At 32.5% G+C, this 14,906-nt stretch carries 14 protein-coding genes; 4 read left to right on the top strand and 10 right to left on the bottom strand.

The window, feature by feature from the left end; translation table 11 throughout:
• Positions 1-195: 195 nt before the first annotated feature.
• From J8M14_RS05195 to J8M14_RS05175, 5 genes are all read right to left on the bottom strand, one after another.
• A complete protein-coding gene (locus tag J8M14_RS05195) occupies positions 196-1,470 on the bottom strand; it encodes a glucose-1-phosphate adenylyltransferase (RefSeq protein ID WP_211073517.1) in 1,275 nt (424 codons plus the stop codon).
• Positions 1,467-2,882, bottom strand: coding sequence for a glycogen/starch synthase (locus J8M14_RS05190; protein ID WP_211073516.1), 1,416 nt, complete (start codon positions 2,880-2,882; stop codon positions 1,467-1,469). The genes J8M14_RS05195 and J8M14_RS05190 overlap by 4 nt, the downstream gene beginning before the upstream one ends.
• Before the next feature lie 204 nt (positions 2,883-3,086).
• Complete coding sequence (locus tag J8M14_RS05185; protein ID WP_211073515.1) at positions 3,087-3,887, bottom strand: DNA alkylation repair protein; 801 nt, start codon at positions 3,885-3,887, stop codon at positions 3,087-3,089.
• Between the two features lie 51 nt (positions 3,888-3,938).
• Positions 3,939-4,307 (bottom strand): hypothetical protein, encoded by a 369-nt coding sequence (locus J8M14_RS05180; RefSeq protein WP_211073514.1) that lies wholly within the window; start codon positions 4,305-4,307, stop codon positions 3,939-3,941.
• Positions 4,308-4,547: 240 nt separating this feature from the next.
• Positions 4,548-6,347, bottom strand: coding sequence for a glycoside hydrolase family 15 protein (locus tag J8M14_RS05175; protein WP_211073513.1), 1,800 nt, complete (start codon positions 6,345-6,347; stop codon positions 4,548-4,550).
• A gap of 83 nt (positions 6,348-6,430) precedes the next feature.
• Here J8M14_RS05175 and J8M14_RS05170 point away from each other — a divergent pair, with 83 nt between their 5' ends.
• Together J8M14_RS05170 and J8M14_RS05165 are read left to right on the top strand one after the other, a co-directional pair.
• Positions 6,431-8,623, top strand: a complete 2,193-nt coding sequence (locus J8M14_RS05170; RefSeq protein WP_211073512.1) for a bifunctional alpha,alpha-trehalose-phosphate synthase (UDP-forming)/trehalose-phosphatase — start codon at positions 6,431-6,433, stop codon at positions 8,621-8,623.
• Between the two features lie 346 nt (positions 8,624-8,969).
• The gene (locus tag J8M14_RS05165) at positions 8,970-9,530 is read left to right on the top strand and encodes a hypothetical protein (RefSeq protein WP_211073511.1); all 561 of its coding nucleotides are present in this window, start codon (positions 8,970-8,972) and stop codon (positions 9,528-9,530) included.
• A 92-nt stretch (positions 9,531-9,622) separates the two neighbouring features.
• Here J8M14_RS05165 and J8M14_RS05160 read toward each other — a convergent pair whose 3' ends face one another.
• Together J8M14_RS05160 and J8M14_RS05155 are read right to left on the bottom strand one after the other, a co-directional pair.
• Positions 9,623-10,303: a YafY family protein gene (locus tag J8M14_RS05160; RefSeq protein WP_211073510.1), complete on the bottom strand. Its 681-nt coding sequence runs from the start codon at positions 10,301-10,303 to the stop codon at positions 9,623-9,625.
• A gap of 7 nt (positions 10,304-10,310) precedes the next feature.
• Entirely contained in the window at positions 10,311-11,615 is a 1,305-nt protein-coding gene (locus tag J8M14_RS05155; protein ID WP_211073509.1) for a cation:proton antiporter, read from the bottom strand.
• A gap of 180 nt (positions 11,616-11,795) precedes the next feature.
• On the opposite strand from J8M14_RS05155, the gene J8M14_RS05150 reads away from it, so the two are divergent.
• Both J8M14_RS05150 and J8M14_RS05145 read left to right on the top strand, forming a co-directional pair.
• Positions 11,796-12,668: a pirin family protein gene (locus J8M14_RS05150; protein ID WP_211073508.1), complete on the top strand. Its 873-nt coding sequence runs from the start codon at positions 11,796-11,798 to the stop codon at positions 12,666-12,668.
• Between the two features lie 59 nt (positions 12,669-12,727).
• The gene (locus tag J8M14_RS05145; RefSeq protein WP_211073507.1) at positions 12,728-13,408 is read left to right on the top strand and encodes a hypothetical protein; all 681 of its coding nucleotides are present in this window, start codon (positions 12,728-12,730) and stop codon (positions 13,406-13,408) included.
• An 81-nt stretch (positions 13,409-13,489) separates the two neighbouring features.
• Here J8M14_RS05145 and J8M14_RS05140 read toward each other — a convergent pair whose 3' ends face one another.
• From J8M14_RS05140 to J8M14_RS05130, 3 genes are all read right to left on the bottom strand, one after another.
• A complete protein-coding gene (locus tag J8M14_RS05140) occupies positions 13,490-14,056 on the bottom strand; it encodes a hypothetical protein (RefSeq protein ID WP_247672551.1) in 567 nt (188 codons plus the stop codon).
• A gap of 89 nt (positions 14,057-14,145) precedes the next feature.
• Positions 14,146-14,505, bottom strand: coding sequence for a hypothetical protein (locus J8M14_RS05135; RefSeq protein WP_211073506.1), 360 nt, complete (start codon positions 14,503-14,505; stop codon positions 14,146-14,148).
• Between the two features lie 21 nt (positions 14,506-14,526).
• Complete coding sequence (locus J8M14_RS05130) at positions 14,527-14,904, bottom strand: hypothetical protein (protein WP_211073505.1); 378 nt, start codon at positions 14,902-14,904, stop codon at positions 14,527-14,529.
• Positions 14,905-14,906 lie beyond the last annotated feature (2 nt).

Raw genomic sequence — 14,906 nt, 5'->3', positions numbered from 1 at the left:
AAATTATAAATTAAAATGATTGATTTTTAGTGTTTTGGTAAAAGCATTCCCAATTTATTATTTATTTCGGAAAACAAGGCTGTAAATTGTGCGATTTTAAAGAGAAATGTAAGAATTTATAAACAATAACGTTTTCGAAAAATTGAGCCTTGAGTTTTTTTCTTAAAAAAAATATAAAAAAGGAAATTAGACGTCTTAATTCAGTTCAAATCCATCCGGAATAATAGCTCGTCTTTTGATCACCACCACGCCATCTTTTATAACATAAGATTCTTCATGAGTGTCTTCTAGATGATCCCCTCCTTTAATAACCACGTTATTACCAATTCTGGCATCTTTGTCAATTATAGTATTACTAATCTGGCAATTTTCACCCACACCAATACACGGTATTCCATTATTCAAATCATTCTGGATTTCATCCAGATTCTGATATTGATTACTGCCGATCATGTATGTGTTTTGCATTACACTATCTTTACCAACCCTAGAACGAATCCCAATAACTGAATTTTCTATTTTTTTAGCATTAATAATACATCCATCTGCTATCATAGCTTTGTCAATCTGAGTTCCTGATAATTTAGAAGGCGGTAATATACGTGGCCTTGTTAATATATTTGTAGAGGTATCAAACAGGTCAAATTTTGGAATATCATCAGTTAGACCCAAGTTAGCTTCATAAAAGGAGTGTATCGTTCCTATATCTGTCCAGTATCCTTCATATTGATAAGCCAATACTTTATGTTTTCCTATGGATTGAGGTATTATCTCTTTTCCAAAATCAACAGTATTAGGATCAGACAAAATATCGATTAATAATTGTCTATTGAATATATATATCCCCATAGAGGCAAGATATCTACGATTCTCTTTTTCCATTTCCTCGCTTACCTCAGATTCCCAACCGGGAAGCTTATCCAAGCTTGGTTTTTCCGTAAAAGATGAAATGAAACTTTCTTCATCTGTTTTTAAGATCCCAAATTGTGTTGCTTCTTTTGGTTTGACTGGTAGTGTCGCAATAGATATATCTGCACCTTTACTAATGTGTGCATCGAGCATTTCATTAAAATTCATTTTATAAAGCTGATCTCCCGAAAGTATCAACGCATATTCGAATTCGTGATTTAATAAATGGTGCATAGATTGTCTAACAGCATCGGCTGTACCCTGATACCAAGTTTTATTATCAGGGGTTTGTTCTGCGGCAAGAACATCAACAAAAGCATCGCTAAATGAACTAAAGATATAGGTGTTTTTGATATGCCGATTAAGCGAAGCCGAATTAAATTGAGTGAGTACAAACATTCGTTTAATATCACAATGGATACAGTTGGAAATTGGGATATCTACTAATCTGTATTTTCCGGCTATAGATACCGCTGGTTTGGAACGTTGGTCAGTTAGAGGTGACAATCGGGTACCTTGTCCTCCTCCCAGAATAATTGCTAATACTTTTTTGTTTATCATTTTAGTTGAATAAGGGAGTTATATAAATCTACGTATTCTTGCGCTGATCGATTCCAGGAATGATCGATTTTCATGATCTTTTTTTGTATCTTCTTATAATGTTCCTGGTCATTATATAGGTTGATTGCTCTTTTAATTGAATAGCAAACATCCCATACCAACACTTGATCATGGCATATTCCAAAACCGTTATCCCCTATATCAACAACAGTGTCTTTGAGTCCCCCAACTCTTCTGACTACTGGTACTGTTCCATATCGTAATGCATACATCTGATTTAGTCCACAAGGCTCTACCCTTGACGGCATTAATAAAAAATCTGCTCCGGCATATATCTTATGTGATAATTCTTCATCATACCCAATATGAGCATTATATCTTCCTTGAAATTGTTTTTTTAGTTCTTCTAATTGTTTTTCTACAGCAGGATCTCCAGAACCCAACATAAATACACAAGCATTAGTATTATTTATGGTTTCTGTAATGATCTCAGGTAAAATATCAGCTCCCTTCTCTCCTACTAATCTTCCAATAAAAGCAAATAATGGACGATTAATATCTAGTTCATATTCTTCACAAAGCCATTTTTTATTAGCTTTTCTACCTGTGATCAGATTGTTAAAAGAATAATTTTTGACCAACATACTATCTGTCTTAGGATTCCAATGTTCAGCATCTATGCCATTAAGAATGCCAACAGATTTGTTTTTTTCCTGAGACAATAAATTTTCTAACCCATTGGCTCTTACCTGAAGTTCTTTCATATAGCTAGGCGATACGGTGGTTACTTTCCAAGCACATTTTATTGCTGATGCCAATGGATTAATACACCCACTCCAATCTAATAGCCCAATTTTATTTTTATCAAATGATGGTAAATAATGTAATTTATCATAAGATATTTGTCCTTGATATTGTGCATTGTGTATGGTCAATATGGTTGGAATACTTCTAAGGGACTCATAAGGCTCTCCATGAGTCATTAGAAAAGGAATTAAACCTGTATGGTGATCATGGCAATGAATAATATCTGGTTTTTCTTCAATGTTTTGCAACCAATCTAATACTGCTTTTTGAAAAACAATAAAGCGTTCTGTATCATCCTTATATCCATAAACATTTTGTCTATCCAATAATCTACCAGTGTGTATTGTATATAAGTCAAAACCAAGATCCTTTGATGTTAACTGTCTAACAGAAAATTCATAAACTAAAGAACCTAAAGTGAGTTTACCTTTGTAAATAACTTTAAAATTATGTTGCTGAGTAAAGCTATTATCATGATAAGGCATTATTACAGAAGATTGGTTTTCCAGCTCATTCTGATATCTAGGTAGAGCTCCAACAACATCAGCTAAACCACCTACTTTTGCTATTGGATAACATTCAAAACTTGTGTGAAGAATTTTCATTAAAAAAACAGTATAATTTTTTTACATATTTATAATTATAAAAATATGTTTAAAACTATGAAAAAGCTATCACAAATTTGTCTGATTTATCTTAAAAAGATTATGTAATAATAATTATTTAATAAAAATTTAATTGGTTTTTTTCTGTTTTAATAACATTAAACTAATTTATTAAGTTTTTTAAATAATCACATGGTTGTAAAACTATTTATTAATAGAACGCAGAGCTTTTTTGATAATATATTTTGTTTCCTTAGTGTTAGAATCTTTTTCCCACTGTTTGCAGACAAAAGTCACCCAATCTGATCTTGTTTTACTGGCATCATTAAGCCAGTTTCCCACTGAATCACGTACATATTTTGAACTATCGGACTTTAAAGGCTCTAATAAACCAATTCCCCTTTCTGGATTTTCTTTAAGTTCATCAATCTTTTTGGTCCATACACCTATAGGGCGAGTGGTTTCTATGGCATATCTTCTAATGTTTTCATCCTTGTCCATCGTCCAATCAGACAAAATAGTAATTGCTTTATCTAAATCTTTAATAATACCTTCTTTGGATGCAAAAATAGCTACCTCTCTAACTCCAAAATGTGGGTCTGCTGCATAAGGTTTAACGGCATTTAGTTTTTTAGTGATTTCAGTTTCTTTACAACCAGCCCAATAAGCTGCCCAACATCTTGGCACATCAGATTTATGAGAAGCTAGATGTTTTAGTATGTTATCATCTTCTGTTAGTTGTAAAAAAGTTGTCCCGATTACTTTAGTATTACTATTAGCCGAAGGTTTTTTCTGTGCAGAAACAGCTTCATAAAAACTATCATACCAATCAGATTTGTCTAATTCATTCAGAATCAACTTAAGTAATTTTAACTGATCTACAGCTAACCATTCCATTAGATTAGCTGTTTCAATCAAGCCTCTATTAAGGTACTCAATAACCTCAGGATTAAGATCTTTAAAACTTCTTGCTCCTTTTCTATTTACTATGTGTTCTGGTATCATATAAATTTAAAAAATGACGCTGTTAAATTTACAAAAAGGAAAGTATCCATATTATCCCTCATATTGATTAAAGGAATTAAAATGAAACATCTGTATAGATTCTGGTTTAATAACTTTGAAAGCTTCTTGAGCCTCAGGGTTTTTAACCATATCTTTTGCAGCCTCTTTTGCAGATTTCATGTTCTTCCAATATATAATATCAATGTATTTACCAGCTTCATTAAAAGCAGTAGTTCTTTCAATAAAACCATAGTATAATTTAATCACTTCATTTAATGACTTAAGTGCCTGTGTCGCTTCTTCTTTTGAATATCCTTGATTAATATCAAATAATACGACTTCCACTACACTTGATTCATTTTTCATAGGAATGAGATTTTGGTATTTCTTTGCAGAATAAATAAAAAATAGATTGACCATAACGACCAGAATTAGATGATTTGTAATTTTTATCAAAACTAATTGCATAAAATGACAACCGTATGTCAGGAGTGTTTCAACCTTTTGAAAAATAAGTTTAAAAAAGGCATATAATACTGAAAAACGATATACACAGATGTTAACCACACTCTATTCTCGTATAATCAAAAAAGGTCTATTTGTTCAAGGATTTAGTTTAATCCAAGAAAAAAAATCAGAAAAATATGATGTATATAAGTCTTACGACAATATATCTCTAATTTTTTCCTCTTCTGTGACTTTAGACAAGTTGATTGCGGTTTCAATCAATGCCAAATGCGAATACGCCTGAGGAAAGTTTCCTAATAGACGTTTTGTTTGAAAATCTAGGTCTTCACTAAAAAGTCCCAGATGATTACTATAAGATAATAATTTTTCAAACTGTTCGACTGCTTTTTGCTCTTCTCCTATTTTATATAGACTATTAATAAACCAAAATGTGCAAATGGTAAACGAAGATGATGGCAAACCAAAATCATCCTTGTTTTTATATCTGTACAACAAACCATCGTTGGATAACTCACGTTCAATGGCTTTTACAGTACTTACATACTTTGGATGTTTAGCATCTATAAAACCATATGATTCCATCAATAAAACAGAAGCATCTAAATCGTCAGAACCATATGCTTGTGTAAATGCTTGTGCAGAATTGCTCCAGGCATGTTCCATAATATCTTGTCGTATTGTTTCTTCTAGCAATTGCCAGCGAGCTAACTTGGATGTTTTACCTAACATTTTAGCCACTTTTATTGCTTTATCAACAGCTGTCCAGCATAATACTTTGGAAAAAGTAAAGTGTTGATCTTCAGACCTAAACTCCCAGATGCCTTTGTCAGGTTCTTGCCAGTGTTTGTTTACAACCCAAACGATTCCCTTTGTAATGCTCCACAGCTCTTCACCATTGTCGATATCATTATTAAAATTTAATAGTAATTGATGAATCACATCCATCAGAATCCCATAAATATCGTTTTGCTTTTGTTTATAAGCTGCATTTCCAATTCTTACAGGATTTGAGTTTTCATACCCAGATAAATGATCTAAAAATTCTTCAGTTAACTCCTTCTCTCCATTAATTCCATACATGATCTGAAGTTTTTCATCTTTATCTGATATCAAATTGATGATGAATTCCAAATATCGTTTTGCAATATTCTTATGTCCCAGTTGTGATATCACTTTGACTACCATAGAAGCATCGCGAATCCAACAAAAACGATAATCCCAATTTCGAACTTCTCCTATAGTCTCGGGTAAAGATGTAGTAGCTGCAGCCAAAATCGCACCTGATTTGTCATAGCTCAATAATTTTAAAGTCATCGCACTGCGAGCTATATAATCGTTATAACGTTTATAACTTGGGGTGCGTTCCATCCAATTTAACCAGTATATCTTTGTACGTTCATATTCTAATAACGCTTTCTTTAGATCAGGGACAAATAATTTTTCATTATACCCTACCAAGAAAAAATGGTCAGAAGTAATTGTTATATCCAGCCCATCAACAATTGCTTTTTTATCTAAATCTGTATATAAAAACAGAGTGTCAAAAGCTTCATTTGTAGTTAAGCTGACCACAAAATCATTTTTTATATAGGTATTGGTAACACCTTTGGCATATTCTAACTTAGGGTCATAAATAACTTTTATACTCGGTTTTCCAGAAATATATTTGATATATCTAATAAATTCTGGTGGAGAATGATAATTACCATTTTCCTTGTAATATCGTGGCATAAAATCTCTTATTTCAAAAGTATCCAAACCATTACTAAAAGTAGTAACCAAAATCACTGTATTTTCTACATAACGTTGCTTGATGGTATAGCTATCATCTACTTCGAAGCCAAATGAACCACCAATATTTTTATCTAGTAGCTTACCAAAAACAGTTGGCGAATCAAATTGAGGCAAACAACACCAATCTATAGAGCCTTCTTTAGAAACCAGAGCAGCACTTCTGCAGTTTCCAATAATTCCATAATCTAGATTATTCATCAAAATCTTTTCTTTTTAAAGTGGGTAACTCACTAATTTTTCTTTAAATTAACAAAATCATACTCGTTCAAGCAAATCATTATATGAATAAAACAATAATTGTTTCTAACCGTCTACCATTACAAGTTTCTATAAATGAAGATTCACTAAAAATAACTCCGAGCGTTGGAGGATTAGCAACAGGAATGAAATCTGTTCACGCAGAAGGAAACGGTATCTGGATAGGTTGGTCCGGTATTCCGGAAGAAGAATTAGATACAAACCTTTATAATAAGGTAACTGCAGCAATACAAAAAGAGAAATGCGTTTCTGTACCCTTAACCTCAAAAGATATTGAGGAGTACTATGAAGGGTTTAGTAATAAAGCATTATGGCCATTGTTCCATTATTTCATGGAGTATACCGGATTCGAACAACAGGAATGGGAGGCCTACAAACGGGTAAATCAAAAGTTTGCAGAAGTAATATTAGAAAACATTGAAGAAGGCGATACAGTTTGGGTACACGATTATCAATTGTTGCTATTGCCTCAACTTATTAAAGAGAAAAAACCCAACACAACGATAGGTTTCTTTTTACACATACCTTTTCCATCTTATGAGATTTTCAGAACCTTTCCTTGGCGTAAAGAAATCCTTAGTGGTATGCTTGGTGCTGATTTATTAGGATTCCACACTTATGACTATGAACGTCACTTTTTGAGTTCTGTCCAACGAATTTTAAGATTAGATGTTAATTTTAATCAAATAAGTTATCAGGACAGGCTTATCAAAGTAGATTCGTTTCCTATGGGGATTGATTATGATAAATTTTATAATGCTGCTCTTGAACATAGTGGTAAGCCCAAAGAAAATTCTGAACTTTATCAAAGATTACACGAACATATTTCTGAAGATAAAAAACTTATTTTGTCAATTGATCGAATGGATTATACCAAAGGTATTCCAAATAGAATAAAAGCTTTTGAATATTTTTTAGATAAGTTTCCCGAATATCAAGAAAAAGTAAGATTAGTTATGTTAGCAGTTCCTTCACGCTCTAATGTTCCGCAGTATCAAAAGTTAAAGCGCGAAACAGATGAGTTGGTTGGTCGTATCAATGGTAAATTTGCAACTGTAAGCTGGACACCTATTTGGTATTTTTACAGATCGTTACCCTTTGATGACTTAATTGACCTATACATATCTTCTGATGTGGCACTTATTACCCCGATAAGAGACGGAATGAATTTGGTTGCCAAAGAATATGTTGCTACACGAACTAAAAATGACGGTGTATTGATTTTAAGCGAAATGGCCGGTGCATCAAAAGAAATGAATGAAGCTTTACTTATAAATCCAAATAGCTTTGAAGACTTTGCTCATAATCTAAAGAGAGCATTATCCATGCCTTTGCACGAACAACAAAAACGTATGAAGTTTTTACAGAAGCGTTTAAAACGATATAACGTAGAAAAATGGGCAAAGGAGTTTTTAAAATCTTTGGATGACACCAAACAGCTAAAAGGAGCTATTATGGCTAAAAAGCTAACGGGTGATTATGAGAAAAAATTGATGAGTGATTATCATCAAAAAAAGAAAAAATTAATGCTTTTGGATTATGATGGTACTTTGGTAGGTTTTAAAGATAATCCGCAAGATGCAAAACCCGATGATCATCTTTACAATCTTTTGGATAAGATACAAGAGGAAGAAAACACAACATTGGTATTAATTAGCGGAAGAGATAAAGAGACTTTTCAGAAATGGTTTGGACATAAAAACTATGATTTAGTGACAGATCACGGGGTTTGGCTTTATCAAAATAAGGAATGGATAGCCTTAGAACGTCTAAAAACAGAATGGATGAAAAATATTTACCCCATTTTAGAGACCTTTGTTGATAGAACGCCAGGCACCTTTATTGAAACTAAAAACTTTTCTCTGGCATGGCATTATAGAATGGCAGATCCTGAACTTGCAAAAATACGTACTATTGAATTAAATACTGTATTAACGAGTATGGTTGCTAATAATGACCTTTCTGTATTAAAAGGCAACAAGGTTATTGAAATAAAAAGTAGCAATGTTAATAAAGGTAGAGCAATGAGTCGAGTACTTATGCAGCAAGATTATGACTTTATTACTGTAATTGGTGATGATTGGACTGATGAATATATGTTTGAAGAAGCTCCAGATTGGGCATATACCATTAAGGTCGGATTAGATAAAACTAATGCAAAGTACCAGATTAAAGATCCAGAACAAGTTCTTCAATTGCTTAATAAATTTGTTTGAAATCACCTAAGACGATAAAACATAATATTCAATAGCCAAGATTACTATCAATACAAGGTCTTGGTTTTAGTATTACGGAACAATTTGTCTAACTTATCTTATATTCAAAAGTATAATAACAAATATAGGGAATGTAACTAGGTTTCTAACCATCTATATATTTGTATAAAAATGGAGGAACATTTATCCTCAGCTTTTTGGCTAACAAATCGTAATGAATACAGCTTTTATATTTCCGCAAAGCTATACCGTTGATAATAGGTTAATAATTAAGTGTGTTTTTTTACTAAAAACCGGGAAAAAAATCGTAAATTTTAGATCATAAATTTATATAAATCAAAGGCTTATGAAAAAAACTTTACTATTCTTATTATTTCTTCCTATTACTTTTTATGCACAAACCCATTATTCAGAGGAAGATATTTCTGCTGCAGCATCACACGATAAGCAATGGTTACTTACTAATACTACCGGTGATCAAATAGATTATACACCTGGAATAAAGATGGTGCAAGCTTTTATTCAGGCTAAAACCAAGTGGGATGCAAAATATGTAGCATGTGGAACGAATTGTCAGCAATGGGTACACCAAAGTAGTGCTTCTGGTAACCTAAAAAAGAGAAAAATCTCTTATAAACTATACTATGATAAGTTATCTACAGGAAAACTTATCAGTACTAAAGTAATTTTTGAAGGTAATAAAGGTTTAATCATAGATTTTTTTATGAATTACTGGACAGAAGATCTTGAATTTGCAAAAGGAACAAAAGGAGAGCATGATATTGCTTCTGCTCAATTTTTGACTGATATAGCAACGTTACGAATTGATAAGGAAGGTAATGCTTCTATTATTGTTATTACAGGTACTGCCAAAGATTCTTATGCAAGTAAGATATCCTTTAATTAGTTGTAGTTGGTAATATGATTTATGAATCCCTTTTGCCGAAAACAAAAGGGATTTTTATATAATTATTAGAATCAAATATATACTTCCAAAAATTACCACTCAGAATATTTACTAAAATAATCTTCTAGTGTAAATTGTTTTGGTGGAAACAGTTCTTGGGTTTCATGTAGCTGTAAAATCCTATCGGTTCTAAATTGCCTATAGTCTTTTCGTAATCGACAATAAGCAATCATCACCCAAATACTTGAAGTAAAATATACACCTAAAGGCTCTACTAATCTTTTTGTATACGCATTACTAGCTGCAGTATATTCAATCTCTAATACTCTAAGGTCAGTAATTGCTTGTTGGATAACCGGTAAGGTGTTGCTATGTGGTTTTTCTCTAGGATCCCAAGTAATCATACGTTGTTCCAGAATCTCTAATTTTTCTTTCTGAGAAGTTTTAAGTACCGCTTTTACTTTTTCAACTACTTCCTGATAATCATGAATTAAAGATTGATCATTATTAGTCTCGATAATTTTAGATGCGGTTATGAGTGCATTAGCTTCTTTTTCAGTAAACATAATTGGAGGAAGTGTATATCCATCGACTAAAAAATAACCTATCCCGGCTTCTGAACCAATAGGTACTCCCGCATCTATCAAGGCACTAATATCTCTATAGATGGTACGAAGACTAACATCAAATTTATCAGCTAATTCTGCAGCAAGCACAATTTTTTTAGATTGCAGCTTGACAAGTATTCCGGTTAATCGATGTAATCTTTTCATAGTTTATTTAGTGATCATTAGATGGTAAATTATCTTCAATATCGCTTAAGTCCGTTGTATTATTTATAAAATATTCTGTCTCTTCTATAGATTCCTCCTCCTCGATCGTTTCTTCAATAGCAACCGGATTTAGTTTTTTATCCCGTATCATTCCACCTGTCATAATCAAACTGGTACCTATAATTACAAATAATAATATTCCAGGTTCAAAACCTTCTATAACCGCTTCTGCAGGAATGGCATAAAATAATAATACCGTAATCAATCCTCTGGGAGCAATGAATAGTTGCGGAAAAATATCTTTTCCATAAAAAAGGCGCAATATACCATATCGTATTCCATAAATCGAAATTAATATAAGTATACTGATTAAAGTAACTTTCCAGCTTAACAAAGAGGAAAGTACTATAGTTATACCAAAAATCACAAAGAATAATGTACGAACAACAAAAGCAGTTTCTGCCGTAATCACATGTAATTCGTGATAAATAGATTTTGCTTTTTCAAAATCCAGATATTGCCTAAGTTGACCTTGGAAGAATAATTTCATATTGGCAATCACCAATCCAAAAATTAAAATAATAATAAGCGATGATAAATGCATTTTCTTTCCTAATGCATACAATAGCAATAATACAGCAATCAAAAGAAATAGCTTTACCTGGCTTTTTATTTTCTGAAAGATCAAAATAATAGCATAACTAGCTACTAAAGAAATTACTATGGTCAGAATCAGGTTTAATAAAAAACCTCCGACTCCGGAGTCTTCTGCTGGATTTAATCTTCCTGTAAGAAAATAAAACAACATAATACCCAGAATATCAGAAAAGGTACTTTCATATACATGAAATTCTTTTTTAGATTCTTTAAGAGCCGAAACACTAGGGATAATTATTGCACTTGATAATATAGATAACGGTGTAGCATATAACCAAGCAGACTGCATAGTCATACCGTCTATTAAGGCTTTTAGGATTACCGCAGCAATAAACGTTGAAGCTACTAATCCTACCAGAGCGACTGCCATAGATTTTAGAATTGGCATGAGTTTTTCGCTCTTTAGTTCTAGCTCAAGAGCAGCTTCCAATACGATCATTATTAAACCTACAATTCCTAAAATTTCTAATATAGGGCCAAATTGGTCAGCATCTCCTCCATAAGCCTTTATCCCATACTGAATGATTATTCCCAATATTATTAGCATTAATACTGCCGGGACATTAGTCTTTTTTGCAATACCATTGAAGATAAATGATAAAATTAAAACTATTGAAATCTCGATGATTAGGTTATAAGAAGAAAAAATTTCCATATGTAGGTTTGGGTTGATTAGTTTTAAAGTTGCGAAAAGATAGTAAATAAATTAAAAGTATACTATCTGAATTTATTATCTGTACTTTCCTGTAAACCTATTCTTGGTTAATAATTATTTAACGTATTTCAGTATATAAAACAGTACTTTAGAAGTTAGAAACGTTAAAAATCAATTTTTATGTCCAATGAAGGTTTAATTATTGAAGAAAGAAGTCGTGATATTGGCGATTTTCTGGTGGGTAGGCTAATTCCATTTCGAAAAAAAAGAATGGTAGGACCATTTATTTTTATAGATCATATGGGGCCGACTATGATAAAAAAAGGGCATTATATGGACGTTGATCAACATCCGCACATTGGTTTATCTACATTAACCTATATGCTGGAAGGTGAATTAATGCACGAAGATAGTATAGGTACTCATCAACGTATTTCTCCGGGCTCTGTAAATTGGATGGTTGCCGGAAAAGGAGTTACACATACAGAAAGAACACCCAGGGATATGAGAGACGGTTCTGAATTTACCGCGCACGGATATCAAATATGGGTTGCATTACCTAAAGAATTAGAAGATATAGACCCGGAGTTTCATCATATTGATGCTGAGATTTTACCAAGCTGGAAAGAAAACAATACCGAGTTTAGATTGGTTGCAGGACAAGGATATGGAAAAACTTCTCCTCTACCCGTGCATTCAGAATTATTTATGGTAGAAGTTAAAAGTCCTGAACGCTATGAATTACAACTAAAAGGAGAGTTACAAGGTGAAATTGGTATTTGTATTGTAGAAGGAAGCATACAAGCTTGTGAAAACACAATTGAACAAGGTAATATGTTGGTCTCTAAAGTTGAAGATACATGTAATGTTATTTTGGAACCAAATTCCCATATTTTATTATTCGGGGGAAAACCTTTTGAAGAAGAACGACACATTTACTGGAATTTTGTTTCACATAGTAAAGATAAAATAGAAGCCGCCAAAGAAAAGTGGAAAAATAAAGGGTTTCCTAAAGTCCAAGGAGATGATACTTATGTGGTGATGCCAGAATAATACTCTATTTGCTTAATACACTGATATTAAGTATCTTGTTAATAACAAAAAGAGAATAAATGCCAGATTTTACAAGAGAACAATTCAGACAAGTAAGGGTTGCTAGAGATCGTGCAGTCAGAGCATGCCGTATAGGATATTTTAGATTTCATAGCTATATGAATTCTAATTCATCTCAGCATAGTAGAATGATTGAAAATGCATTGTATGATACATTTTTTTTTACCGTTAGAAATGATAGAAGCAATATAAATGTAAGACAGGTATATGCCAGGGATTGCAATGTCATACTTAGAAAGTTACATAGTTTAAAACTTCATTCTCCAAGGTACGAAGCACAATGGCATGCTGCGGATATTGATGGTCATGATATTGTTTATGAAGATCACACCACAGATTCTGGTCAATGTGGCCCTCGTAATTTTAGAAATGAAGCGTATTCGTATAATGGAACATATGATTGGAATGATAATGGGTATAATCCCGGAGGAATAGATACCAATATTCATATTTGCCCAAGTTTTTTTGATTTCACAACACAAAGACAACAGGTGCATACAATTATTCATGAATTATGTCATACTATTCTCGGGTTTGGTATTTTAGAGCAGAATCGTGATGTCTATCGAGATGATTTTAATTTAGATCCTTTTAATGACCTATCTATTGCTGCTTCATTACGCACTCCTGATAAATATGCATATTTTATTTTAGCTATATCTGGCTTGTTTTCTAGATAATAATTTTCATAGATACATCATTTTATACAAGTGGAACTCTACTAATATTAAAAGAAAATAGAATTCTGCTTATTAGATAGATTATACAAGCTCCCTCCTCAACTCGTTTAAAGTAATATTACTATTTATCAAACGGGTGATAACCTCTTCTCTGAATTCATCCAAGTCATCATAATCATAATATTTGGCCCATTTATGAGTTTCTAAAAGGTTTTTGATCTGTTTGATCAGTTTTCTTGTAGCATCTGCAGAACGTAATACAGCTACCTGATCATATTCGGGGTTATCTTTGTGTTTGTAGCTTACTTTTTTAATCTCAAAATCTACTGATATGTAGTAAGCATCTACATCTTTATCCAGGTTTTCTCTAAAATCTGTCCACTCCGCAAAACCTAATCTTAAGTCATCAATCTCTGCAGGAAAATCTGAAATCAGTCTCCAATTACACTTAGCTGCACGTCCCCAATGATTAGCCAGACGATATACCCCAAGTTTAGTATAGTAATAAGTACTACCTGATTCACTGCGATAATTAGGTTTTCTTCTAGATATTTCTCTTAAAGAAGCTCCTCTAAAAACACAATAGGTTTTATTAAAAAAATTATTGCGAGTATACGTCTTAAGTTTTACAGGTTCCTGTGTTTCCAATACATTTTGTTTTTTCCGATGACAAAGAAATTACATTTTATGGAGAAACAGAAAACAAGTTTTTAACAAATATTAACAGAACTAAAGTATTACGAAGTTTTATTCTGAGGTCCGAAGATCAAAAAAACAAAATAACCTACCAGATTACCAATAAATATGCCTATATAATGTGGTATTGCGAAGAGTGCTTCATACAATATCCCTGCACGTTTTCCCCATTGTCTTGTACAAGCTCTGCCAATGTATGACATGGTCCACCAATGTTTTGTGCTTTTTCCATTACGACCATCGCGATATACTTCTTTACCTGTAGTGTATACACAACGTAAGTGGCCTTTTAGACTACAACTATCTACAGTGGCAAATTCACCCAATGAAGTATTATCGCTATTATTAGTTTTAGTCATAATATCATAATGCACTCGTAAATTATCTTCAATTAGACGCAATAAAAGTACTAACCTTTCTTTTTATTTGTTCATCTGATTCCTAAAATACTTTCTAAACTCCGGCTCTAGCTCTTCTTCATATTTTTCCATTTGTTCATGAGTCAATACTTTTTTCAGTTCTTTATTCTTTCCTTTCTTAATTTTTTTCATATCCCCCATTTTGCTAAACATGTTCCCTCCTGTTTCCATAAGGTTATTCATCTTTTTTGCATACTTGAGATTTATTGAAGCTACATTTTGACTTTGCTCTTCATCGAGTTCTAATGCTGTGTTCATTCTATCTGTTTGATATTTTGCCATGGCGATTGCTTTCTCGCTTTCTTGTTTTGTTGCCATCGTAAATAATAAAACGATTAAAGTAATTCCGATAATTTTTGCTTCTGCAACCATACTTTTCATTC

It is taken from the genome of Aquimarina sp. MMG016 (genome assembly GCF_018100805.1).
GTDB lineage: Bacteria > Bacteroidota > Bacteroidia > Flavobacteriales > Flavobacteriaceae > Aquimarina.
This window is presented reverse-complemented; position numbering and strand designations above follow the sequence as displayed.

What these genes read in the sequence shown, in the direction of transcription:
- J8M14_RS05130 (WP_211073505.1), bottom strand. Translation starts at nt 14,904, where the DNA reads ATGAAAAGTATGGTTGCAGAAGCAAAAATTATCGGAATTACTTTAATC.
- J8M14_RS05180 (WP_211073514.1), bottom strand. Translation starts at nt 4,307, where the DNA reads ATGGTCAATCTATTTTTTATTTATTCTGCAAAGAAATACCAAAATCTC.
- J8M14_RS05165 (WP_211073511.1), top strand. Translation starts at nt 8,970, where the DNA reads ATGAAAAAAACTTTACTATTCTTATTATTTCTTCCTATTACTTTTTAT.
- J8M14_RS05170 (WP_211073512.1), top strand. Translation starts at nt 6,431, where the DNA reads ATGAATAAAACAATAATTGTTTCTAACCGTCTACCATTACAAGTTTCT.
- J8M14_RS05185 (WP_211073515.1), bottom strand. Translation starts at nt 3,887, where the DNA reads ATGATACCAGAACACATAGTAAATAGAAAAGGAGCAAGAAGTTTTAAA.
- J8M14_RS05195 (WP_211073517.1), bottom strand. Translation starts at nt 1,470, where the DNA reads ATGATAAACAAAAAAGTATTAGCAATTATTCTGGGAGGAGGACAAGGT.
- J8M14_RS05160 (WP_211073510.1), bottom strand. Translation starts at nt 10,303, where the DNA reads ATGAAAAGATTACATCGATTAACCGGAATACTTGTCAAGCTGCAATCT.
- J8M14_RS05190 (WP_211073516.1), bottom strand. Translation starts at nt 2,882, where the DNA reads ATGAAAATTCTTCACACAAGTTTTGAATGTTATCCAATAGCAAAAGTA.
- J8M14_RS05145 (WP_211073507.1), top strand. Translation starts at nt 12,728, where the DNA reads ATGCCAGATTTTACAAGAGAACAATTCAGACAAGTAAGGGTTGCTAGA.
- J8M14_RS05150 (WP_211073508.1), top strand. Translation starts at nt 11,796, where the DNA reads ATGTCCAATGAAGGTTTAATTATTGAAGAAAGAAGTCGTGATATTGGC.
- J8M14_RS05175 (WP_211073513.1), bottom strand. Translation starts at nt 6,347, where the DNA reads ATGAATAATCTAGATTATGGAATTATTGGAAACTGCAGAAGTGCTGCT.
- J8M14_RS05155 (WP_211073509.1), bottom strand. Translation starts at nt 11,615, where the DNA reads ATGGAAATTTTTTCTTCTTATAACCTAATCATCGAGATTTCAATAGTT.